The 24,066-nt window shown below is 68.2% G+C and carries 18 protein-coding genes; 15 read left to right on the top strand and 3 right to left on the bottom strand.

Annotated elements, in window-relative coordinates; genetic code table 11:
• Position 1 precedes the first annotated feature (1 nt).
• The 11 genes from ftsW (at position 2) to G6N53_RS30310 (ending at position 10,575) form a co-directional block, all read left to right on the top strand.
• Positions 2–1,525 carry a putative lipid II flippase FtsW gene (ftsW, locus tag G6N53_RS21330; RefSeq protein ID WP_163891755.1) on the top strand — a complete coding sequence of 508 codons (1,524 nt, stop codon included), beginning with the start codon at positions 2–4 and terminating at the stop codon, positions 1,523–1,525.
• A complete protein-coding gene (gene murG, locus G6N53_RS21325; RefSeq protein ID WP_163891752.1) occupies positions 1,522–2,649 on the top strand; it encodes an undecaprenyldiphospho-muramoylpentapeptide beta-N-acetylglucosaminyltransferase in 1,128 nt (375 codons plus the stop codon). Before ftsW ends, murG begins: the two co-directional genes overlap by 4 nt.
• A gap of 50 nt (positions 2,650–2,699) precedes the next feature.
• The gene (murC, locus tag G6N53_RS21320) at positions 2,700–4,115 is read left to right on the top strand and encodes a UDP-N-acetylmuramate--L-alanine ligase (RefSeq protein WP_237166773.1); all 1,416 of its coding nucleotides are present in this window, start codon (positions 2,700–2,702) and stop codon (positions 4,113–4,115) included.
• Positions 4,112–5,053 (top strand): cell division protein FtsQ/DivIB, encoded by a 942-nt coding sequence (locus G6N53_RS21315; RefSeq protein WP_163891746.1) that lies wholly within the window; start codon positions 4,112–4,114, stop codon positions 5,051–5,053. The genes murC and G6N53_RS21315 overlap by 4 nt, the downstream gene beginning before the upstream one ends.
• A 242-nt stretch (positions 5,054–5,295) precedes the next feature.
• Positions 5,296–6,462 carry a cell division protein FtsZ gene (ftsZ, locus tag G6N53_RS21310; RefSeq protein ID WP_163891743.1) on the top strand — a complete coding sequence of 389 codons (1,167 nt, stop codon included), beginning with the start codon at positions 5,296–5,298 and terminating at the stop codon, positions 6,460–6,462.
• 47 nt (positions 6,463–6,509) lie between these two features.
• On the top strand, positions 6,510–7,220 hold the full coding sequence (pgeF, locus tag G6N53_RS21305) for a peptidoglycan editing factor PgeF (RefSeq protein WP_163896181.1): 711 nt from the start codon (positions 6,510–6,512) through the stop codon (positions 7,218–7,220).
• Positions 7,217–8,065 carry a YggS family pyridoxal phosphate-dependent enzyme gene (locus G6N53_RS21300; RefSeq protein ID WP_163891741.1) on the top strand — a complete coding sequence of 283 codons (849 nt, stop codon included), beginning with the start codon at positions 7,217–7,219 and terminating at the stop codon, positions 8,063–8,065. The genes pgeF and G6N53_RS21300 overlap by 4 nt, the downstream gene beginning before the upstream one ends.
• Complete coding sequence (locus tag G6N53_RS21295; protein WP_163891738.1) at positions 8,062–8,700, top strand: cell division protein SepF; 639 nt, start codon at positions 8,062–8,064, stop codon at positions 8,698–8,700. The genes G6N53_RS21300 and G6N53_RS21295 overlap by 4 nt, the downstream gene beginning before the upstream one ends.
• A 136-nt stretch (positions 8,701–8,836) precedes the next feature.
• On the top strand, positions 8,837–9,127 hold the full coding sequence (locus G6N53_RS21290) for a YggT family protein (RefSeq protein WP_163891737.1): 291 nt from the start codon (positions 8,837–8,839) through the stop codon (positions 9,125–9,127).
• 203 nt (positions 9,128–9,330) lie between these two features.
• Positions 9,331–10,143, top strand: coding sequence for a DivIVA-like cell division protein Wag31 (gene wag31 / locus G6N53_RS21285; protein WP_163891734.1), 813 nt, complete (start codon positions 9,331–9,333; stop codon positions 10,141–10,143).
• A gap of 39 nt (positions 10,144–10,182) precedes the next feature.
• On the top strand, positions 10,183–10,575 hold the full coding sequence (locus tag G6N53_RS30310; protein WP_237166598.1) for a DUF308 domain-containing protein: 393 nt from the start codon (positions 10,183–10,185) through the stop codon (positions 10,573–10,575).
• An 11-nt stretch (positions 10,576–10,586) separates the two neighbouring features.
• Here the strand turns inward: G6N53_RS30310 and G6N53_RS21275 are convergent, their stop codons facing one another.
• Positions 10,587–11,267, bottom strand: a complete 681-nt coding sequence (locus G6N53_RS21275) for a phosphoribosyltransferase (RefSeq protein WP_163891731.1) — start codon at positions 11,265–11,267, stop codon at positions 10,587–10,589.
• Between the two features lie 136 nt (positions 11,268–11,403).
• Here G6N53_RS21275 and G6N53_RS21270 point away from each other — a divergent pair, with 136 nt between their 5' ends.
• Entirely contained in the window at positions 11,404–12,753 is a 1,350-nt protein-coding gene (locus G6N53_RS21270; protein WP_163891728.1) for a TIGR01777 family oxidoreductase, read from the top strand.
• Here the strand turns inward: G6N53_RS21270 and G6N53_RS21265 are convergent.
• Together G6N53_RS21265 and G6N53_RS21260 are read right to left on the bottom strand one after the other, a co-directional pair.
• Positions 12,735–13,457, bottom strand: coding sequence for a type 1 glutamine amidotransferase (locus G6N53_RS21265; RefSeq protein ID WP_237166597.1), 723 nt, complete (start codon positions 13,455–13,457; stop codon positions 12,735–12,737). The two genes, G6N53_RS21270 and G6N53_RS21265, sit on opposite strands and share 19 nt — an antisense overlap.
• A gap of 7 nt (positions 13,458–13,464) precedes the next feature.
• Complete coding sequence (locus G6N53_RS21260; protein WP_163896179.1) at positions 13,465–14,685, bottom strand: serine hydrolase domain-containing protein; 1,221 nt, start codon at positions 14,683–14,685, stop codon at positions 13,465–13,467.
• Positions 14,686–14,747: 62 nt separating this feature from the next.
• On the opposite strand from G6N53_RS21260, the gene G6N53_RS21255 reads away from it, so the two are divergent.
• The 3 genes from G6N53_RS21255 (at position 14,748) to G6N53_RS21245 (ending at position 24,048) form a co-directional block, all read left to right on the top strand.
• Positions 14,748–15,146: a DUF2784 domain-containing protein gene (locus G6N53_RS21255; protein ID WP_163891723.1), complete on the top strand. Its 399-nt coding sequence runs from the start codon at positions 14,748–14,750 to the stop codon at positions 15,144–15,146.
• Positions 15,147–15,176: 30 nt separating this feature from the next.
• Positions 15,177–16,460, top strand: a complete 1,284-nt coding sequence (locus G6N53_RS21250) for a 13E12 repeat family protein (protein WP_163891721.1) — start codon at positions 15,177–15,179, stop codon at positions 16,458–16,460.
• 562 nt (positions 16,461–17,022) lie between these two features.
• Positions 17,023–24,048, top strand: coding sequence for a Calx-beta domain-containing protein (locus G6N53_RS21245; RefSeq protein WP_237166596.1), 7,026 nt, complete (start codon positions 17,023–17,025; stop codon positions 24,046–24,048).
• Positions 24,049–24,066 lie beyond the last annotated feature (18 nt).

Raw genomic sequence — 24,066 nt, 5'->3', positions numbered from 1 at the left:
CGTGAGCAACATCCTCACCCGGCTGCGCAACCGTCGCGCCAACCCCGCCGCCGACGACTCGGCGCAGCCCGCGGTCGCCCCGGTGCGCGGCCCCCGTACCCGGTTCGGGGCGTGGCTCGGCCGCCCGATGACGTCGTTTCACCTGATCATCGCCGTCGCGGCACTGCTGACCACGATGGGCCTGACCATGGTGCTGTCGGCTTCGGGGGTGTACTCCTACGACACCGACGGCTCGCCGTGGGCGGTTTTCGGCAGACAGGCGTTGTGGACGGTCGTCGGGCTGGTCGCGTTCTACGTCGCCCTCAGGATGCGGGTGCAGATGATGCGCAAGCTGGCCTTCAGCGGGTTCGCCATCTCGATCGTGCTGCTGATCCTCGTCCTGATCCCCGGTATCGGCAAGATCGCCAACGGTTCCCGCGGCTGGTTCGTCGTCGCCGGTTTCTCCATGCAGCCCTCAGAGCTGGCCAAGATCGCGTTGGCGGTCTGGGGGGCGCACCTGCTGGCCGCCCGCCGGATGGAGCAGGCGTCACTGCGCGAGATGCTGGTGCCGCTGGTGCCCGCGGCGGTGATCGCGCTGGCGCTCGTCGTCTCCCAGCCCGACCTGGGACAGACGATGTCGATGGGTGTGATCCTGCTCGGCCTGCTGTGGTACGCCGGGCTGCCGCTGCGAGTGTTCTTGAGCTCGCTGGGGGCGGTGATCGTCTCCGGGGCGGTGCTCGCGGTGTCCGAGGGCTACCGGTCCGACCGCGTGCAGTCGTGGCTGAACCCGGCCGCGGACGCCCAGGGTTCCGGGTACCAGGCGCGCCAGGCCAGGTTCGCCCTGGCCAACGGCGGTATCTTCGGCGACGGACTCGGCCAGGGCACCGCGAAGTGGAACTACCTGCCCAACGCCCACAACGACTTCATCTTCGCGATCATCGGCGAGGAACTGGGTTTTGTCGGCGCAGCCGGGCTGCTGTGTCTGTTCGGTCTGTTCGCCTACACCGGGATGCGGATCGCCCGCCGCTCGGCAGATCCGTTCCTGCGGTTGCTCACCGCCACCGCCACGTTGTGGATCCTGTCCCAGGTGTTCATCAACGTCGGCTATGTCGTCGGGCTGCTTCCGGTGACCGGGTTGCAGCTGCCGCTCATCTCGGCCGGTGGCACGTCGACCGCGACGACGCTGCTGATGATTGGCATCATGGCCAACGCCGCGCGCCACGAACCGGAGGCGGTGGCGGCGCTGCGGGCAGGCCGCGACGATCGGGTCAACAGGTTGCTGCGGCTGCCGCTGCCTGCGCCGTACGTGCCGACCCGCACCGAGGCGCTGCGCGACCGACTGCGGTCGCGTTCGGACCGACCGCCCGCCCGGGCCGGCCAGAAGCCGCCCCCGAAGCGAAGCCGCACACCGCGCACCGCCGAGCGTCCGGTCCGCCGGTCCGGGCGCGCCGGTGGTCAGCAGCCGGCCGCCGTCGGCGGGTATGGTGCTGGCCAGCGCAAGCAGGGCCGACGGGCCCGCACACTGGAAGGTCAGCGTTACGGGTGACGGGAATCTCGGTGGTTCTCGCCGGCGGTGGCACCGCAGGCCACGTGGAACCGGCGATGGCGGTGGCCGACGCGTTGACCGCACTCGAACCGGGGGTGCGGATCACCGCGTTGGGCACCGAGCGTGGGCTGGAGACCCGGCTGGTTCCGGCCCGCGGCTACCACCTGGAGTTGATCACCCCGGCACCGCTGCCGCGGAAACCGTCGGCCGACCTGATCCGGCTGCCGGGGCGGGTGCGACGTGCGGTCAAGCAGACCCGTGCGGTGCTCGATGCCGTCGACGCCGACGTGGTCGTCGGGTTCGGCGGATACGTCGCGCTGCCCGCCTATCTGGCTGCGCGCAGCGCCCGGCCCGGCAGGCGGATACCCGTGGTGATCCACGAGGCGAACGCGAGCGCCGGGTGGGCCAACAAGGTCGGCGCCAGGTCGGCGCAGCGGGTGCTCGCGGCGGTGCCCGATCCGGGCCTGCGTCACGTCGAGGTGGTGGGCGTGCCGGTGCGGGAGGCGATCACCTCGCTGGATCGGAGGGCGTTGCGAGCCGAGGCCCGCGCCCATTTCGGTTTCGCCGACGACGCCCGGGTGCTGCTGGTGTTCGGCGGTTCCCAGGGCGCCCAGTCTCTCAACCTGACAGTGTCGGCAGCCGCGGAAGCCCTTGCCGGAAAAGGCATCTCGGTGCTCCATGCGCACGGTCCGAAGAACACCCTGCAGTTGCGGCACCGGCTTGCCGGTGATCCGCCCTACGTCGCGGTGCCGTACCTGGACCGAATGGACCTGGCCTATGCGGCGGCGGACCTGGCGATCTGCCGATCCGGAGCGATGACGGTCGCCGAGGTCACCGCTGTCGGATTGCCCGCGGTGTACGTCCCGCTGCCGATCGGCAACGGCGAGCAGCGCCTCAACGCGTTGCCGGTGGTGGCGGCCGGCGGCGGGTTGATCGTCGACGACCGGGCGCTCACCGCGGATTATGTCGCCGACACGGTCATCGCGCTGCTCAACGACGAGGCCAGGCTGTCGGCGATGACGGCCGCCGCGGCGTTGGCGGGGCACCCCGACGCCGCGAGGCGGGTCGCCGAGGTTGCGCTGGACGTCGCGCGGACCGCACGAGAGAGGCGGAACAGACGGTGACGTCCGCCAACCGCCCCGTGGAACTGCCCGAGGACCTGCGCCGGGTGCACATGGTGGGCATCGGCGGTGCCGGGATGTCGGGGATCGCGCGCATCCTGCTGGACCGCGGGGGCATGGTGTCCGGTTCGGACGCCAAGGACTCGCGGGGGCTGATCGCCCTGCGGGCCCGTGGTGCCGCGATCCGGATCGGGCACGACGCGTCCTCGCTGGACATGCTGCCGGACGGTCCGACCGCGGTGGTGACCACCCACGCGGCCATCCCGAAGACGAACCCCGAACTCGTCGAGGCCCGCAAGCGCGGAATCCCGGTGATCCTGCGCCCGGCCGTGCTGGCGAAGCTGATGGCCGGGCACACCACGCTGATGGTGACCGGCACCCATGGCAAGACCACCACCACGTCGATGCTCATCGTGGTCTTGCAGCACAGTGGATTCGACCCGTCGTTCGCCGTCGGCGGTGACCTCGGGGAGGCCGGCACCAATGCCCATCACGGCAGCGGGACGTCCTTTGTCGCCGAGGCCGACGAGAGCGACGGTTCGCTGCTCGAATACCGGCCCGACGTCGTGGTCGTCACCAACGTGGAGGCCGACCACCTGGATTTCTTCGGCAGCGTCGAGGCGTACACAGCGGTCTTCGACCAGTTCGTCGAGCGGATCAAACCCGCAGGCACACTGGTGATCTGCGCCGACGACCCCGGTGCCGCGGCGCTGGGGGACCGGACCGAGGCGCTCGGAATCCGGGTGCTGCGCTACGGCAGCGCCCGACATCTCGACGCCACATTGGTGGATTGGACCCAGCAGGGCACCGGTGCCGTCGCGCGGGTGCTGCTGCGCGGCGAAACCGAACCACGCACGATGCGGTTGTCGGTTCCGGGTCGGCACATGGCGCTCAACGCGCTCGGAGCCCTGCTGGCGGCCATCCGGGCCGGCGCCCGGATCGAGGAGGTGCTCGACGGGCTGGCCGGGTTCGAGGGGGTGCGCCGCCGCTTCGAGTTGGTCGGGCAAGCCAACGGTGTCCGTGTCTTCGATGACTACGCGCACCATCCGACCGAGGTCGGTGCCACGCTCACGGCACTGCGGTCAGTCGTCGAGCAGGGTGGACACGGCCGCGCGCTGGTGGTGTTCCAGCCCCATCTGTATTCCCGCACAGAGGCTTTCGCCACCGAGTTCGGACGGGCGCTGGACACCGCGGACGAGGTGTTCGTCCTCGACGTGTACGCGGCGCGGGAACAGCCGTTGGCCGGTGTCAGCGGCGCCACCGTCGCGGACGCGGTCAGCGCCCCGGTGACCTATCTGCCGGATTTCTCGGCGGTGCCCGCGCGGGTCGCTGCCGCCGCCGAACCGGGTGACGTCATCGTCACGATGGGCGCCGGCGATGTGACCATGCTGGGCAGGGAGATCCTGGCAGCCCTGCAGACCGAGGCCGACCGCGGCTCTGCCGGTGGCGTGGAGACGGTCCCACGATGACCGGACCTCCTCAGGACGGGACCGAACCGGCCGAGCCCGACCTGGAGGGCGACCTCGAGGGTGGTGATCCGGACCCGGCCGCCACTGACCAGCAGGCCGGCGGGGACCAACCCGCCGAAGATCTCGAGGGGCCGCGCCGCCGGGCCCGCCGGGAACGTGAGGAACGGCGGGCCGCCCAGGCCAGGGCCACGGCCATCGAGGAGGCCCGCCGGGAGGCCAAGCGCCGCGCGATGGGAAGGCCCGTGCAGGAGCAGAAGACGCTCGGCCGGGGTGCGGTCCGCGGGCTGAAATTGATCATGTGGACCACGGTGATCGCGGTGCTCGTGGTGAGTCTCGGGCTGGTGCTGTACTTCACGCCGGTGATGTCCACACGCAGCATCGTGGTCACCGGCCTGGGCGCGGTTACCCAGGAGGAGGTGGTCGAGGCCGCCGGGGTGGCGTCGGGAACCCCGCTTCTGCAGGTGGACACCGACGTGGTGGCCGAACGGGTGGCCGGGATTCGCCGCGTCGCCTCGGTTCGGGTCCAGCGCCAGTACCCGTCGACGTTGCGGGTGACGGTCGTCGAACGCATCCCGATCGTGGTCAAGGACTATCCGGACGGCGTGCACCTGTTCGACCGGGACGGGGTGGACTTCGCCACCGCGCCGCCGCCACCGGGGGTGCCCTATCTGGACACCGACAACCCCGGGCCGGACGACCCGGCCACCCAGGCCGCGCTGCAGGTGATGACGTCGCTGCGGCCCGAGGTGGCCAGCCAGGTGGGCCGGGTGTCGGCGCCGTCGGTCGCGGCGATCACGTTGACGTTGATCGACGGCCGCGTCGTGGTGTGGGGAACCACCGACCGCACCGAGGAGAAGGCGCTGAAACTGGCCGCGCTGCTCACTCAGCCGGGCCAGACCTACGACGTCTCCAGCCCTGACCTGCCCACCGTGAAGTAGCGCGCGGCCGGGCGGGACGGCACGTGACACGGTCGCCGAAATTTGTTGGTGAATGTGTCGGCGCGCCTGCATGGATCCCGTGTGTGGTCGCCCTACCGTTCTGTTTGCGCGGAACAACTTGACATAACTCTAAGCCTATGGTTGAGGTTGAGAGTTTGCTTGAGGGGTACCCGAGCACGACGGACAGGCAACCAGGCAGGAAAGGCGACCGCGATGAGCGCTTGCGCGAAGAAGGTGTGGCGATGACCCCCCCGCACAACTACCTCGCCGTGATCAAGGTGGTCGGCATCGGCGGCGGCGGCGTCAACGCCGTCAACCGGATGATCGAACAGGGGCTCAAGGGCGTCGAGTTCATCGCGATCAACACCGACGCCCAGGCGTTGTTGATGAGCGACGCCGACGTCAAGCTCGACGTCGGGCGAGACTCGACGCGCGGCCTCGGCGCCGGGGCGGATCCCGAGGTCGGCCGTCGGGCCGCCGAGGACGCCAAAGACGACATCGAGGAGCTGCTGCGCGGCGCCGACATGGTCTTCGTCACCGCAGGCGAGGGCGGCGGCACCGGCACCGGCGGTGCCCCCGTGGTGGCCACCATCGCCCGCAAGCTCGGTGCGTTGACCGTCGGCGTGGTGACACGGCCGTTCTCGTTCGAGGGCAAGCGCCGGAGCAACCAGGCAGGGGAAGGCATCGCGGCCCTGCGGGAGAGCTGCGACACGCTGATCGTCATCCCCAACGACAGGCTGCTGCAGATGGGCGACGCCGCGGTGTCGCTGATGGACGCGTTCCGCAGTGCCGACGAGGTGCTGCTCAACGGCGTGCAGGGCATCACCGACCTGATCACCACGCCCGGCCTGATCAACGTCGACTTCGCCGACGTCAAGGGCGTGATGAGCGGCGCCGGAACGGCGCTGATGGGTATCGGCTCGGCCCGTGGTGACGGGCGGGCGCTCAAGGCCGCCGAGATCGCGATCAACTCCCCGCTGCTGGAAGCGTCGATGGAGGGCGCCCAGGGCGTGTTGCTGTCGGTGGCCGGCGGCAGTGATCTGGGGCTGTTCGAGATCAACGAGGCCGCCTCGCTGGTCCAGGAAGCCGCACACCCGGAAGCCAACATCATCTTCGGCACCGTGATCGACGACTCGCTCGGAGACGAGGTCCGGGTCACCGTGATCGCCGCGGGCTTCGATGCAGCCGGCCCCGGCCGCAAGCCGGTCACCGGTGGGGACGCCGCGCCGGCGTCGGGTGGTCAGCCGATCGCGCCGGGCAAGGCGGGGCGGGTGACGTCGTCGCTGTTCGAGCCCTCCGATCCCGCGAGCGTGCCTGTGCACACCAACGGCGCGACGGTGCGGATCGGCGGTGACGACGGTGGCATCTCCGACGATGACGTCGACGTGCCACCGTTCATGCGCCACTGACGACATACAGTCGCACCGTGCCAGATCGCGGGTCCTCCGGTTCCGGCGTGACCTTTCGGGTGCGTCGGGTGACCACCACGCGTGCCGGCGGGGTGTCCAAACCGCCGTTCGCGGCCTTCAACCTCGGTGACCATGTGGGCGACGACCCGGTGGCGGTCGCCGCGAACCGGCGCCGGCTGGCCACCGCGATCGGGCTGCCCGACGGCATCGTGTGGATGAACCAGGTGCACAGCGCCGACGTCGCGGTGGTCGACAGCGCCGGCGAAACCGTGGATAGCACAGACGGTCTGGTCACCGCGACGCCGAAGTTGGCGCTCGCGGTGGTGACAGCAGATTGCGTGCCGGTGCTGATGGCCGATGCTCGCGCGGGAGTGATCGCCGCGGTCCATGCGGGCCGCGTCGGCGCGCAACAGGGCATCGTCGCCCGCGCCCTGGAAGCGATGGCCGACCTCGGTGCCCGGGCGCAGGACGTCTCGGTGCTGCTGGGGCCCGCGATCAGTGGACGCAACTACGAGGTGCCCGCGGAGATGGCAGCCGAGGTGGAACAGTCGCTTCCCGGTAGCCGAACCACCACGGATCGCGGCACTGCGGGCCTGGATCTGCGGGCCGGGATCGCCGCACAACTGCGCACGCTCGGCGTCACCGCCGTCGACGCCGATCCCCGCTGCACGTTCGAGGACCCGAATCTGTTCAGCCATCGGCGGGACGCCCCGACCGGCCGGTTGGCGTCGCTGGTCTGGCTGGAGCCCGGCCGATGACCACCGCGCGGGAACAGGAGTTGCAGCAGTCCCTGGCCGCAGTGCGGAGACGGCTCGCTCATGCCGCGGAAGCCGCCGGTCGTGACATCGGTGACATCGAACTCCTTCCGATCACGAAGTTCTTCCCCGCCGGCGACGTGCTGCTGCTGCACCGTCTCGGCTGTGCGGCGGTCGGCGAATCGCGGGACCAGGAAGCGACACAGAAGATCAACGAGCTCAGCGGCATCGACGGGTGTGACGACATCCGCTGGCACATGGTGGGCCGCATCCAGCGCAACAAGGCGCGCTCGGTGGCGCAGTGGGCCTACGCGGCGCACTCGGTCGACAGTGCGAAGGTCATCGCCGCCCTGGACCGCGCCGCGGCCGAGGCGCTCGACGTCGGCCGCCGGCTCGAGCCGCTGCGGGTCTATCTGCAGCTCAGCCTCGACGGAGACGAGACCCGGGGAGGGGTTGACGTCGCGGCGACCGGCCGCATCGACGAACTGTGCGCCGCCATGCACGAGGCGTCCGGGCTGCACTTCGTCGGCCTGATGGCGATCCCGCCGCGGGACGCCGATCCCGGTACCGCCTTCGCGCGTTTGGCGCAGGAACTCCAACGGGTACAAACCGCATATCCGCAGCGCCTCGAGCTGTCAGCCGGGATGTCCGGCGACCTCGAGGCGGCGGTCGAACATGGTTCGACTTGTGTGCGTGTCGGTACCGCGCTAATGGGATCGCGACCGCTAACGTCACCCGAAGTAGTCACTCCAGTCACACCTTCATCACAGACAACAGATTCTGCAGATTCTTCGAATACTCCAGACTCCTCAGACACCTCAGCACCGCGAGAAGGGTCCTCACGATGAGCACACTGCACAAGGTCAAGGCCTACTTCGGTATGGCTCCTATGGATGACTACGAGGACGACTACTACGAGGACGACGACCGCGGCCCGGTGCGCGGCTACCGGCGCCCCCGCGATGACCGCTTCGAGGACGAGGGCTACCCGCGCGGGTACGACGACCGGCGCGACTACGACGAGCCCGCCTACCGGGGCGGCCTGGCCGGCGGCTTCGAGGACGCCAGGTTCGAGCCCCGGCTGCGAACCCCGCGCGAATTCGACCGCACCCCACCGCGATTCGGGGGGATGCGCGGTTCGACCCGTGGTGCGCTGGCAATGGATCCGCGCGGGATGGCCGAACTGTTCGAGGCAGGCAGCCCGCTGGCCAAGATCACCACGCTGCGCCCGAAGGACTACAGCGAGGCCCGCACCATCGGTGAGCGATTCCGTGACGGCACACCGGTGATCATGGACCTGGTCTCGATGGACAACGCCGACGCCAAGCGGCTGGTGGATTTCGCGGCCGGACTGGCGTTCGCGCTGCGGGGTTCCTTCGACAAGGTCGCCACCAAGGTCTTCCTGCTGTCGCCGGCCGACGTCGACGTCACCGCCGAGCAGCGCCGTCGGATCGCGGAGGCCGGCTTCTACGCCTACCAGTAGGCCGTGCACCGGTCGCTCGGAACTGCGTCCCCGGATCCGACGGGTAGGCTGGCCACGTCGCGCCGGCGCCATCGGCACTGAGCGGCACTGACCTGTATCAAATGTCACAAATCCGCCAGTAGTGAGGTCGGCCCAGTTGGCGCTCTTCTTCGAGATCCTTGGTTTTGCGCTGTTCGTGTTCTGGTTGTTGCTGATCGCCCGGGTGGTGGTCGAGTTCATCCGATCGTTCAGCCGTGACTGGCAACCCAGGGGTGCCACGGTGGTGGTGCTGGAGATCATCATGTCGCTCACCGACCCGCCGGTGAAGCTGCTTCGCCGGATCATTCCGCAGCTCACGATAGGTGCCATCCGATTCGACCTGTCGATCATGGTGCTGCTGCTGGTGGCGTTCATCGGCATGCAGTTGGCCTTCGGGGCAGCTGCCTGAGCCCGACTCCGACGGGTCCCGGCGCGCATCAATGCCGGTCGAGAACATCGTCGAGAACATCTCGGTATTGTTGAAATTCGCCCCTAATTGCCGCCTCGCCTGCAACCGCCGGGTCTGGTGTGACAGGATGGACGCCAGTTACTCTCCAGCAAGGCTCTACACTTTGAGATCGTTTGACGATCCAGACTTCAAGGGGGCAGACGATGCCGCTCACACCTGCCGACGTGCACAACGTCGCGTTCAGTAAGCCACCCATCGGCAAGCGCGGCTACAACGAGGACGAGGTCGACGCATTCCTCGATCTCGTCGAGAACGAGCTGTCCCGCCTCATCGAGGAGAACAGCGATCTCCGACAGCGCGTCGCCGAGCTGGATCAGGAACTCGCCTCGGCGCGTTCCGGGAGCGGCGGTGCGCAATCGACGCAGGCGATCCCAGTCTACGAGCCGGAGCCCGAACCCGCACCGCCACCACCGCAGCCGGTGTACGAGGCGCCGGCCGCGCAGCCCGCAGCCGCCACCGAGGACCAGCACCTGCGTGCGGCCAAGGTGCTCAGCCTTGCTCAGGAGACCGCCGACCGGCTCACCGGAACCGCGAAGGCGGAGTCCGACAAGATGCTCTCGGATGCCCGCGCCCAGGCCGACTCGATGGTCGCCGAGGCACGCCAGACCGCCGAGACCACCGTGGCCGAAGCCCGTCAGCGCGCCGACGCCATGCTGGCCGACGCGCAGACCCGCTCCGAAACCCAGCTGCGGCAGGCGCAGGAGAAGGCGGACGCGCTGCAGGCCGACGCCGAGCGCAAGCACTCCGAGATCATGGGCACCATCAACCAGCAGCGCACCGTGCTCGAGGGTCGTCTGGAACAACTCCGCACGTTCGAACGCGAATACCGGACCCGGTTGAAGACCTACCTGGAGTCGCAGCTCGAGGAACTGGGGCAGCGCGGCTCGGCCGCACCGGTGGATTCCGGTGCCAACAACGAGGGCGGCTTCAACCAGTTCAACCGGGGCAACAACTAGTCACGTGCACCTTCAACTCACACCTTGCGGGGCAGGCCCATGCTGATCGTCGCGCTCGTGCTCGCAGTCGTCGGCCTCGCGGCCCTGGTGACCGCCGTGGTCACCAGCAACGAGTTGATCGCCTGGGTCTGCATCGCTGCGAGTGTGATCGGTGTGCTGCTGCTTATCGTCGACGCGCTGCGGGACCGCAAGCGCGACGGGGATGACGAGGCCGCCGAGACCACAGAGGCCGACGCAGTCATTTACGACGAGGACTATCCCGAAGAGGCTCCGGTGGCTTCTGACTATCAGGACAGCCCGGCCGCCGATGTGTCCGCCGACGCCGACGTCGAGCCCGTACCGCACGACCGCGAAGAAGACACCACGGTGCTCACCCCGGAGCACGAGCCTTACGACAAGCCGGGCGCCGGCGACGACAGCACCAAGGCCTGAGCCGCAGCGGGTCAGCGGTTGTCGGTGACCGGTCCGCCCCCGTCGGTCGGTGTGGCAAGCAGGTCGCGCACCTCCTCGTCGCTGACCTGATGAAAGTCCTCGAACACCTGCCCCACCGCGCGGAAGTCCTTCGGCGTCGTCGAACACACCACCTCGTCGGCTTCGCCGGCGAGTTGCCGGCAGACCGACGCAGGCCCGACGGGCACCCCGACCACGATCCGCGCTGCGCCGGACTGCCGCACCGAGCGCACTGCGGCGATCATGCTCGACCCGGTCGCGATCCCGTCGTCGACCATGATCACGGTCAGCCCCGCCAGTTTCAGAGGGTCGCGCCCGCCGCGGTAGGCCTGCTCGCGACGGTGTAGTTCGGCGGTCTCGCGAGTGACGGCGTCCCGGATCTGCTCGTCACCGATGTCCAGGCTTGCCAGCACGTCGTCGTTGAGCACCACGCCGCCCCCGGTGGCCACCGCCCCCATCGCAAGCTCGGGCCACTGCGGCACGCCCAGCTTGCGCACCAGGCACACATCCAGCGGAGCCTGCAGAGAGGATGCGACCTCCCAACCGATCGGTACCCCGCCGCGGGCCAGGCCGAGCACCAGGAGGTCACCTCGTCCGCGGTACCGGGCCAGATCCTGTGCCAGGACCCTGCCGGCTTCGCGGCGGTCTCGAAACGTTCGGGGGGTGCTGGTCATTGGTTGATCATTGCTCGGTCGTCGCTCGTTGATCACGGTTGTGCCCGTAGAGGTGGTACCCGAAGCCCATCCCGGGCAATCCCTGGTCTGACCGGCGACGAATGATTGACAACAACTTGAGGACAGGGGCGTCTGCATGGGCATCGAGTACGACAGCGTGGTCGACCACCCACGAGACCAGGTGTGGCAGTGGCACGAGCGGCCCGGTGCGATGCGGCGACTGGTGCCGCCCTGGCAGCCGATGACGGTGGTGCAGGAAGCGACGTCGCTGGCCGACGGGGTGGCCGTGCTGGGGTTGCCGGCCGGGTTGCGGTGGGTGGCCCGCCACGATCCGGAAGCGTATGTCCCGGGTAGCCGCTTCGCCGACGAGCTGTCATCTCGCGGTCCGGCGTCCTGGCCCGCCCGGGTCATCGGCGAGTGGCGGCACACCCACACCTTCAGCGGCACCGGCGCGCAGACCCAGATTCACGACAAGGTCGAGACAGCGGTGCCGGCCGCGGCGCTGCGGTCGACGTTCGTCTACCGGCACCGGCAGCTCGTCGACGACCTCGCAGCGCACCGCCGGGCGGTGGAGGCGGGGACCACACCGTTGGTCATCGCGCTCACCGGCGCCTCCGGCCTGGTGGGGTCCGCGCTGAGCGCGTTCCTGACCACGGGAGGTCACCGGGTTATCCGGCTGGTGCGTTCGTCGCCACACGGCGACGACGAACGGCTGTGGAACCCGCAGGCCCCGACTCCGGGTCTGCTCGATGGTGTCGACGCGGTGGTGCATCTGGCCGGCGCGTCCATCGCCGGGCGCTTCACCGACGGGCACCGGGCCGCCATCCGGGACAGCCGGATCGATCCCACCCGCCTGCTGGCCGCCGCGGCCGCGTCCGCAGCCGACGGGCCACGCACGTTCATCAGCGCCTCGGCGGTCGGCTTCTACGGCTATGACCGCGGTGACACCCAGCTCACCGAGGACAGCACCCGCGGCGACGGGTTCCTCGCCGACGTGGTCTCCGACTGGGAGGCGGCGACCGCTCCTGCCGCCGATGCCGGGCTCCGGGTGGTCAGGGTGCGCACCGGGATCGTGCAGGCGGCCGCCGGCGGGACGTTGCGGCTGCTGCGCCCGCTGTTCTCGGCGGGCCTCGGCGGTCCGGTCGCCGGCGGCAGACAGTGGCTGTCCTGGATCGGTCTGGACGACCTGCTGGACATCTACCACCGGGCGCTCTACGACGAGCGCCTCGACGGTCCGGTCAACGCGGTCGGTGCCGACCCCGTGCGCAACTCCGAGTACACCCGCGAGCTGGCCCGGGTGCTGCACCGGCCCGCGGTACTTCCGGTCCCGGCACTGGGGCCGCGGGTGCTGTTGGGTGCGCAGGGCGCCCGCGAGCTCGCCGAGGCGAGCCAACGGGTGGTGCCCTCGAAGCTGCTCTCAGTCGGTCACCGGTTCCGGCATCCGGACCTGGCCGACGCACTCGCGCATCAGCTCGGGCGTGGCTGAGCCGCCGTGTAGGTCAGAAAGCCGTGTACCAGCAGCCGAATCCGCGCTGCCGCGTCGTCGGCGAGTTCAGCTGTCCGGCTGAGCAATTCGTCGTGTGTCGAGCCGTTGGCGACGACGTCGCCGTCGCGGTCTGCGGCTAACCACACTTTCAGCAGGTCGACGTCGACCTCCGGGTGGAACTGCAGCGCCATCGTCCGGCCGAGCACAAACGCCTGGGAGGAGTCGGCGGTCCTGGCGAGTTCGGTGGCTCCGAGCGGCAGGGTCCACCGGTCGAAGTGCCACTGGAACCATGGTCCCTCTGGAACGAGGTCGGGTCGATCGGTGGCGACGTCGTACCAGCCGATCTCCGGGCGCGGCGACCGCGCCACCGTGCCGCCGAAAGCCTGAGCCAGTAGCTGGCCACCGAAGCAGACGCCCAGCAGTGCCGTGCCCGCCTCGGCCGCATCGCGCATCAGCGCCATCTCGGTGCCGACCCAGGAATCACGCAGCGCCTCGTCGTACACCGCCCACGTCGCTCCCAGCGGAACGATGACGTCGTAACCGGCCGGATCGGGGAACACGACGTCACCCACCGGATCGTGGGCTCGCTCGGCGGGAACGACCTCGAACGCCTCGACGTCAAAACCGTGATCGCTGAACGCCTCTCCGAGCAGCGCTTCGGTCGCCATGTGCTCGTTACGCAGAAACAAGACCTTGGGTGCCACGGCACCATTATTTCGGTGGCGGCATCGGCGGTGCATCCCCGGGGGCCATCTCGGCGCCGATCGCCCGGAACACCGCCTCGGCCTCGTTGGAATAGTCGCCCTGCTCATCGAACGCCCGGGGGCCGAACGTGGTCGCGACAGCGACGGCGATCCTCTGGCTGGGCAGGTAGGCCGCGACGGCGGCGTAGCCGGCGAACATCGGGTTCTGCAGCAGCCAGTTGCCCGAGATCACCACGCCGAGGCCGTAGGTGTAGCCCTCGGTCATCTCCATGCACGTGGTGCAGCCGGGCTGGGTCCGTGTCCTGCCGCGTAGCTCGGTCGAAACCATCTGTTCATAGGACTCGGGCCGCAACAGCTGACCGGAACCGATGCCCGCCGCGGTGGCCTCGAGGTCGTGGATGTCCGTGGTCTGAACGGCCCCATGAGTGATCGTCCATGACGGGTTCCAGAACGTTGACTCCTCGTAAAATGCTGTGCTGGGGGGAATTCCGAGAGCCTGGCGACGTTCCGAGGTGAACGCGTGCAGCACCGGAGAAGGAATCGGCGCGGTCAGTGATGCGGTGGTGCTGGTCAGGCCCAAGGGTCGAAGAACCTTCTCGGACAACAGGTCCGAGATCTGTCTTCCGGTGGCCTTTTCGATCGCCATGCCCAGTAGCAGGTAGTTGGTGTGCGAGTAGTTCCAGTTCGTGCCCGGTTCGTACAGCAGCGGCTCGGTGATCGCGTACTCGAGCAGATCGTCGGTGCTCCACGCGCGGAACGGATCCGCGAACAGCGCATCGTTCATCGCGGTGTTCCCGATCACGTAGTCGACATAGCCGGATGTCATCTGGGCGAGTTGGCGCAGCGACACCCGATCGGCGTTGGGCACCTCCGGCAGCCACGACGAGAGCTTGTCGTCCAGACCGACAGTGCCTTCCTCGGCGAGCTTGAGCAGCAGCGTGGACATGTAGGAGATGGCGACCGCGCCATTGCGGAAGTGCATAGCCGGGGTCGCGGGTACGCCCGTCGTCGACTCGCCGACCGCGGCCGTGACCACCTCCTTGCCGTCCACCGTCACGCGGACGATCACTGCGTTGAGGTGAGACTGTGTCAGCGCTTCGCGCACGATGCGCATCACCGCATCCGCCTTCGCCGACGCCGGGCGGTCGGTGCTCACCGAGGCGGGTGCGCAACCGGCCAGCAGTAGCAGAGTGCACGACGCAGCGGCCAGGCGACACAGAGGTGACATCCCCGGATCCTGGCAGACCGCGGCTGCTGCGGGAGCCATTTGTCGCTACCATGACGTCAGGGATGAATCTGATTGGGGCAGTTCCGTACACGCTCGTCGTGGCCGTCGCGGTCACGCTGCACTTCGTGTTTCTCGGGTATCTCGTTCTGGGCGGTTTCGTGGCGTGGCGGTGGCCGGCCACCATCGGCCTGCATATCGCAGCCGTGGCGTGGGGCGCGGCGAGCCTGGCGTTCGGGCTGCCGTGTCCGTTGACGGATCTCGAGCGCCTCGGCCGTGGGGGAGCCGGGATGGGGGAGTTGCCCCCAGAGGGATTCATCGAGCATTACCTCACCGGGGTCTGGTACCCGGCTGACCATGCCCTCGGGGTGCAGGTGCTGGTGTTCACCGTGGTGGCGAGTTCGTGGGTCGGTTTCGGTATCCGGAGTCGAGGTCGCAGAGCCGGCCTGCGCACAGCGCAGTGATCTGTCGGTGGGGTGGTTTAGCCTGGGTTCATGTTCGAACGTGTGTTCGATGTGGATCCGGGGGCCGGTGAAGCTGCGCTGCGGGCGCAGGTCGAGCAGCTCGAGAAGCTGAAAAGCGTGGCCGCGGCAGCCCAAGCGCGGGTGACGGCGTTGTGGGCGGCCAAACGCGGCGCCGCCGAACAAGCCGCTGCGGTGCCGACCCGCCGGCGTGGGAAGGGGTTGGCGTCGGAGGTGGCGTTGGCGCGTCGGGAGTCCCCGACGTGCGGGAACCGCCATCTGGGGTTCGCCCAGGCGCTGGTGCACGAGATGCCCCACACCCTGGCCGCGCTGGAAACCGGGATCCTCTCGGAGTGGCGGGCCACCCTGATCGTCAAACACTCCCCCTGTTTGAGCGTGGCGCATCGCCGCCAACTCGACGCCGAACTGTGCGCCGACGCCGCCCGTCTGCTCGGCTGGGGTAACGGCCGGGTCGAGGCCGAGGCGAAGAAGATCGCCGCCCGCCTGGACGCCGCGGCGGTGGTGGCGCGGGCGGCCAAAGCCGCCGCCGACCGCAGCGTGTGGATCCGCCCGGCCCCGGACACCATGACCTATGTGACGTTCCTGCTACCCGTAGCACAGGGCGTCGCGATGTACGCGACCCTCAAACGGGAAGCCGACACCACCTTCGATGGGCGGTCGCGGGGGCAGGTGATGGCTGATACCGCCTACCAACGCATCACCGGGCGTCCCGCGGCGCAGCCGGTGCCGGTGGCGTTGAACATGGTGATGGCTGACACCACCCTGGCCGGCGACGATGAACAGCCGGCGTGGCTGGCGGGGTTCGGTCCGATCCCGGCCGGGCTGGCCTGCGCGCTGACCGGCGACGCCGCCACCGACACCAAGGTCAAAGCCACGCTGCGCCGGCTCTACCGGCATCCGAAGTCGGGGCAGTTGGTGGCGATGGAGTCGCGGGCGCGGATCTTCCCGAAAGCGTTGGCACGGTTCCTGCAGTTGCGGGATCAGACATGCCGGACCCCGTACTGCGATGCCCCGTTCCGGCACTGCGATCACGCCACCCCGGCCCGCGACGGCGGCCCGACCAGCGCCCTCAACGGTTTGGGTGACTGTGAGGCGTGCAATTACGCCAAAGAAGCCCCCGGCTGGCAGGTGAGCACCACCGAGGCCGATGGGGAGCACCGCGCCGAGTACCGCACCCCCACCGGAGGGGTCTACCACTCCACCGCCCCACCACTACCCGGACCACCAATCCGACGCCGAATCAGCCTCACCGAGAGCCACCTCAGCATCGACCTCGTCACCTTCGACTCCGCCTGACGACCCGTCGCCGGACCGGCGTATGGGCGCGGGTTACATTGTTTGCCTACCTATACGTGCGGTGTGGAAAAGCAGTTTGCCAAGTTGCATCCACCAAAACTCGCCGTTGCGTCATGCGGATAATTTAGAGCCGCAATTCTGTGTAATTTTTGTGGACGCCGGTACGCAATTTGTTCACCGCTTCGACACGGCGGGGTGCACGCCAGTCGCTGCGACAGCATGTCGGCGGTGCGCCTAGCCGCATCAACACCGAGCTTAGCCGCTGCGCGGCGATGGCCTCATTAGAGTGCAGTTAGACAAGCTATAACTGTCAAGATTGTGGACAGGGCGCCCTTTGCTCGTCATCGTAGGGTGATCTGGCACGGCCTCCCGAGACTCGTCGGCGCCTTGTCCCTTGACGGCCCGCTGCCGCTGGTGTTTTATTGCCTTTCGTGCTCGTAAATATTCGTCCGTAATCGGAACGAGATGTGACGGGCGGCGGTATTCAGGCGTCAAAGAGTGGAACAGGGGTGCGTTGCTGATGGGCTACGGACGTTTTGTGGGTCGTGTTGGAGCGTTAGCTGTGGCGCTGGGAGTCGGGCTGGCCGCTCCAGCGGTGGCGGCGGCCGATCAGGCGGATGACACCAGCGCCAGTGAGTCGAGCGCCGACACCACAGCTACGGGCACCGACACCCGGGACCGGCCCACCCGGGACACGGGCACCCGGGACACGGACACCGAGCGTGCCGATTCGAGCGACGACCCGGCGCCCGACGACGCCGACGATGTGATCGACCTGGCCGACGATGTGGCCGAGGACGACCTGGCCGACGACACCGTGGACGACGGCACAGTGGACGACGACACCGAGTACGACGACACCGAGTACGACGAGTCGGGTTCCGGAGAGGACCCGGACACGGACGTCGACCTGTCGGACTCCGAAGATCTCGGCGCTGCAGACGAGGGCGCCCCCGCGGAGGACACCGACGCCCCTGAGACCGAACCGGCACCAGCCGACGCTGACCGGGCCGCCGGATCGCGCTCTGACAACAACCCGATCAGCGCCACCGACCCGGTCGAAATTGATCCGGTGGGCATCGATCCGGTTGACTCTTCCGACGAAGCTCCCGCATCCAGCCGGCAGAGCGCGTGGCAGTCGTCGGTGACGGACACCGACACCACTGCCACGCAGTCCGACACAGGTGCGAAATCTTCGGCAGCCGTGGCGGATTCGCCGCCCCCGATCGCTCCGTCGGAAGCAGCGCCGCGAGCTGCGACGGTTCAGACCGGTCTGGGCGGAATCGTGTCGAAGTTCCTCGCCGTCCTGGGGATCGGGCCGGCGGCTTCCAACAGCGGCACGCCGCTGCCCTCCTTCGAGTTCGTGACCGCGGTCTTCGGCGCGATCCGCCGCGAGATGGACAGGCTGTTCTCCAACGACGGCCCTACCGCGGCCCTGGTGCTGTCCGGCCAGACCGACACGGGCACGATCACCGGCGCGCTGAATGCCTCCGACCCTGAGGGTGATCCGCTGACCTACACGGTGGTCGAGGCGCCGTCGCGCGGCAGCGTGGCGGTCGACAGCGCAGGCAACTTCACCTACACCGCGGACCCCGATCTGGTCAGCGCAGGCGGCACCGACTCGTTCGTGATCCAGGTGCGCGACGTCGGTATCCATCTGATCTCGACCAGCCCCACCAGAACTCGGGTGCCGGTGACGGTGACGCTCACTCCCGCCGAGGCCTCGGCGACAACCGAACAGAGAATCGCACCGGCAACGGATTCACCAACGTTCTTCGCCACCGCCGCGGCCGGCACCGCGACAACCACCGGCACCCTTTATCACGTCACCACGACCGGACCGGACATCGTGGGCTTCGACCCCACCCGAGACAAGCTGGACCTCGGTGACGTCTCGGTGCACAACTTCATCGTCGTCGACACCGCAGAAGGGGTGGGCTTCCGCAATCCGTGGTCGGGAGAGACGGCGATCGTCCAGGGTGTCTCGCTCGGACAGCTCACCGTCGACAGCTTCGCACCGATCATCAACGATCATCTCCGCCAGGACCTTTCGGGTGCGCTCGCGTGGGAACAGGGGATCACCGCTCAGCCCGGCACCGTGTACGCGCGCTCGCACGAGATCGGGCAGATCGACCGTGTGGCCTTCGATCCGGCAACGGACGTCGTGGACTTCCGCCACTACGGCACGCGCGAACAGCTCTACATGGTCGACTCCCCCGAAGGTGTCGTCATCTCGAACGCCGGCACCGGCCAGGCTCTGATCCTGCAGGGCGTCACCACCGACGAATTGACCGCCCGCCATTTCGTCTTCCACAACGCGCAGGTTCGTGAAGATCGGCTGCACCTGCAACTCGGCATCGGCACGGTGCCCGATTCGCAGGTCCTGCCCCAGGGCGTGCCGGTGGCCGGAACCGACAACTGGCCCACAACCGCAGGCAACGGCACCCCGCCCAGCGGTGAGACCGGCACCACCACAACCATTTCCTGGGACTACGGCACCAGCACAGCGCTCGACTTCGATCCGTCCGTCGACAAGCTCGACTTCGGTTGGTTCAAGGCGCACGAGTTCGACGTCACCGAGCTGGACGGCTCCACGCGCATCGCGATCGTCAACAACAACCAGAGCTACACGCTCGTCGGAGTTGCCCTCGGCGAGCTCAAAACCAGCAACATCATCGCGCTCGACGAGAGCGCGAGTACGAAGTGGCGCAACCTCATCTACAACGCTGTCCCGCCGGTCTCGTCGCCGAGCCTGTCGATCAACGATGCGAGTGCGTTCGAAGGCGACGTGAACACCAGGTCCCTGGCGTTCACGATCAGCTTGTCCCAGGCCTCCACCGAGACAGTGACGGTCAGCTACAGCACCAGTAACGGCACCGCGTTCGCGGGCGCGGACTTCACCCCGACCGTCGGCACCCTGACCTTCGCGCCCGGTGAGACCTCGAAAACCGTTGAGGTGGCGCTTCTCGGCGACACGATGGTCGAGCTCGACGAGCGGTTCACGCTGAATCTGTCGTCGGCGGTCAACGCCACCATCGCCGACGGCACCGGGACGGGGACCATCGTCAACGACGACGTCGACACAACGCCGACCACCCCGCCCGCGGTGTCCATCGCCGACCTGGCGGTCGCCGAGGGCAACGGTGAGCACAGTCATTTCATGTTCGTCGTGTCACTGGACAAGGCGTCGACCGAGACGGTGACGGTGCAGTACGCGACCTCCGACGGCACCGCGACCGCCGGGAGTGACTACGCCGCGACCTCGGGGACGATCACGTTCGCCCCGGGGGTGACGTCACAGCTTTTGCACGTCGACGTGCTGCCGGACACCACCGCGGAAGCCGACGAGACCTTCACGGTGACGTTGTCCAACCCGTCCGGCGCCACCATCGCCGACGGCGCAGCGGCCGGGACCATCGTCGACGACGACGGCGCTGTCGGCCCCGGCCCCGGTCTCAACTCCGGCAATCCCGGCGACGAGCTCTGGGGCGAGGCTTATTTCGCGCCCTACGTCGACATGGCAGGATGGCCGGTGCCCGACCTGCTGGCCATCGCCGAGGAGCGTGGCACCTCGCTGCTGACACTCGGGTTCCTGCAGGCCACGCCCGACGGCAAGCTCGCGTGGGCCGGGCTCCCGGTCTTGGCGCCGGACTCCGACTTCGAACAGGCGCAGGCGATCAACCAGTCCATCGCGGCGTTGCAGGCCGCCGGCGGCGACGTGATGATCTCGCTGGGCGGTGCGTCGGGCACCAGCCTTGCGCAGTGGTATGCGAGCCGGGGACGCGGTGCGCAGGAACTCGCCGACGCCTACGTCGATGTCGTCGACACGTACTCGCTCAACCGCATCGACTTCGACATCGAGGGCGCGGCGGTGGCAGACCCGGCGTCGATCGCGCTTCGCAGCCAGGCACTCGAGCTGCTCCAGCAGGCCAGGCCCGATCTGGAGATCTGGTACACGCTGCCGGTACTGCCCAGCGGTCTCACCGCGGACGGACTGAGCGTGGTGCGCTCGGCGGTCAGCGCCGGGGTGAAGCTCGACGGCGTCAACGTGATGGCCATGGACTACGGCGAATCGGCGGCGCCCACCAGCGGGCCCAACGCCAAGACCATGGGCGCGTATGCGATCGACGCCGCGCAGGCGACCTATGCCCAGCTGTCTTCGCTGTACGGCGAGTACGGCCAGCAGTTCGGCTGGAACCAGCTCGGTGTCACCCCGATGATCGGCGTCAACGACGTCACCACCGAGGTGTTCACCGTCGCCGATGCGCAGGCGCTCGAGGACTTCGCCCGCAGCACCGGCCTGGGCATGCTGTCGATGTGGTCGGTCGCCCGGGACAACCCGGGCAGCCTCGGCCAGGCGACCCCGTCGGCGTCCGGGCTGGACGTTCCCGCCGGAAGTTTCGGCAACGTGTTCAACGACTACGGCACCGCCAACGTCGTCAGCGGTCCGCCGCCGGCGGTCTCCATCGCAGATCTGACGATCACCGAAGGCGACGGTGAGCACGCCCACTTCATGTTCGTCGTGACGCTGGACAAGGCAGGGACCGAAACGGTGACGGTGTCCTATGCGACGTCGAACGGCTCCGCGCTCGCCGGAAGTGACTACGTCGCAACGTCGGGCACGATCGAGTTCGCCCCGGGCGTGACGTCACGGACCGTGCACGTGGACGTGCTCGGTGACACCGCAGCCGAGGGTACCGAGACGTTCGTGGTGACACTGTCGAGCCCGACGGGGGCGACGATCGCCGACGGCACGGCCGTCGGGACGATCACCGACGACGACGCTGTCACCCCAACACCGGGCACGGGGTCGGTCACTTACGTGGTGCGGGACAACTGGGGTTCAGGGTTCGTCGCCGACGTGGCCATCACCGCGGGCCCCGCCGGGTTCGACAGCTGGACAGTGGAATTCGACTCTCCGGCGCAGATCAGCAACATCTGGAATGCCGAGATCGTCAGTCACGTCGGCACCCGCTACGTGGTGCGCAACGCGTCGTGGAACGCCAAAGTCGGCGCTGGTGAGACCGTGCAGTTCGGTTTCCAGGCGAGCCCGGGCGGTGCCACGGCCACCGCGACCGGTTTTGCCGTCAACGGCGTGCCCACCGGCGGCCAGAACCCGACCCCGGTGCTGCCGAAGGTGTCGGTCGCCGATGCCACGGTCGCCGAATCCGACAGCGGCACCAAGAACCTGACGTTCGTGGTGACGTTGGACAAGGCGGCGACATCGCCGGTGAGCATCGCGTACGCGACCGCGAACGGCACCGCCACGGCCGGCAGTGATTTCACTGCCACCTCCGGAGTGCTGACCTTCGCCGCCGGTGTGGTCTCCCAGCAGGTCGGTGTGGTCATCGCGGGTGATACTGCGGTGGAGGCCGACGAGACCTTCACCCTGACGCTGTCCAACCCGAACGGGGTGACGATCGCCGACGGATCCGCCGTCGGCACCATCACCAACGACGACGTGGCCATCCCGACGCCCGGGAACTCGTCGGCTTCCTTTGTGGTGAACGATGATTGGGGATCCGGGTTCACCGCGGCGGTGACCGTCACCGCAGGTCCGTCGGGTCTGGACGGCTGGACGGTGGAGTTCGATTCCCCGGCGCAGATCAGCAACATCTGGAACGCCAAGGTCGTCAGCCGGGTCGGCAACCATTACGTCATCCGTAACGAGTCCTACAACGCCAAGGTCGCCGCCGGTCAGACGGTCAGCTTCGGCTTCCAGGCATCCCCGGGCGGTGGTTCGGCCACGGCGACCAACTTCGTGGTGAATGGACAACCTGCCGGCGGCGCGCAGCCGACCCTGTCGGTCGCCGATGCTCAAGCGGTCGAATCCGATGGTGGCACCAGCGATATGACGTTCCTTGTGACGCTGTCGCAGGCCTCGACCAGTCCGGTCACGGTCGGCTACACCACCGCCAACGGCACCGCGACCGCCGGCGCGGACTACACCGCGACCAGCGGCGTGCTCACGTTCGCGCCGGGTGTACTGGCACAGCAGGTCCGGATCGCGGTCGTCGGTGACACCGCCGTCGAGGCCGACGAAACCTTCACGTTGACGCTGTCGAACCCCAGCGGCGCGACGGTCGCCGACGGCTCCGCTCTCGGCACCATCATCAACGACGACGTAGCCGATCCGGCGAACCTGACGTTGAGCATCTCCGATGCCTCCGTAGTCGAGCCTGAGCCCGGTACCGGGGTCGCCCCCGGATGGTTCAGCACCTCGGGTAACCAGATCGTCGACTCGGCAGGCAACCCGGTGCAGATCGCCGGAATCAACTGGTTCGGTATGGAAAGCGACATCTTCACGCCGCACGGTCTGTGGACCCGCAACTACCAGGACATGATGGACCAGATGGTGGAGTTGGACTTCAACACCATCCGGCTTCCTTACTCCAGTGAGATGCTGCACACCACCACGGCGCCCAGCGGCATCGACTTCAACAAGAACCCCGATCTGGTAGGTCTGTCAGCGCTGCAGATCATGGACAAGATCGTCGACTACGCCGGCGAGATCGGGATGCGCGTCATCCTCGACCACCACCGCAGCAGTGCCGGCGCAGGCGCCAGTGAGAACGGCCTCTGGTACAACGGCCAATACACCGACGCACAGTGGGTCGCCGACTGGCAGTTCCTGGCACAGCGTTACGGAGACGATCCCACGGTGATCGGGGCCGACCTGCACAACGAGCCGCACAACGGCACCTGGGGTGGCGGGGGAGTCAACGACTGGGCGGCGGCTGCCGAGCGGGCGGGCAACGCCATCCTCGACGTCAACCCCAATTGGTTGATGTTCGTCGAGGGGGTCGCAGTCTACGAGGGTCAGTCGTATTGGTGGGGCGGCAATCTGATGGGCGTCAAGGACCGGCCGATCGTGCTCGACGTGCCCAACCGGGTCGTCTATTCGCCGCACGACTACCCGAATTCGGTGTACAACCAGCCGTGGTTCCAGACGGCGAACTTCGGCGAAGCACTGCCGGACAAGTTCGAGCAGATGTGGGGTTACATCTACGAGCAGAACATCGCCCCGATCTATCTGGGGGAGTTCGGCACCAGGCTCACCGACCCCAAGGACGTCATCTGGTACGAGGCGATCACCTCCTACCTGTCAGGCGATTTCGACAACAACGGCACCATCGACATCCCCGAGGGCACGCAGGACCTGTCATGGACGTTCTGGTCGTGGAACCCCAACTCCACCGACACCGGCGGCATCCTGGCCGATGACTGGAACACCGTCAACGAGAACAAGATGGCGTATCTGGAGTCCATCCAGTTCGACTTCGACGAGGCCGCCGCAGGCGTGCTCGTGCACTTCGTGGTGACGTTGGCCGAACCCTCGGCCGGTTCCGTGACGGTGCAGTATGCGACGTCGGACGGCACCGCGACAGCAGGCAGCGATTATGCCGGGGCTTCCGGTGTCCTGACGTTCGCCCCGGGCGAGACCAGCAAGACCATCAGCGTGGTGGTGTTCGGGGACACCGTCCTGGAAGGTGACGAGGGCTTCCTCGTCACGCTGTCCAACCCGTCCGGAGCCGCGATCACCGACGAGACCGGCGCCGGCACCATCGTCGACCGCACCGAGGTGTGACCGCCACGGCATGGCCTC

Source organism: Mycolicibacterium hippocampi, assembly GCF_010723735.1.
Classification (GTDB): Bacteria; Actinomycetota; Actinomycetes; order Mycobacteriales; family Mycobacteriaceae; genus Mycobacterium; species Mycobacterium hippocampi.
This window is presented reverse-complemented; position numbering and strand designations above follow the sequence as displayed.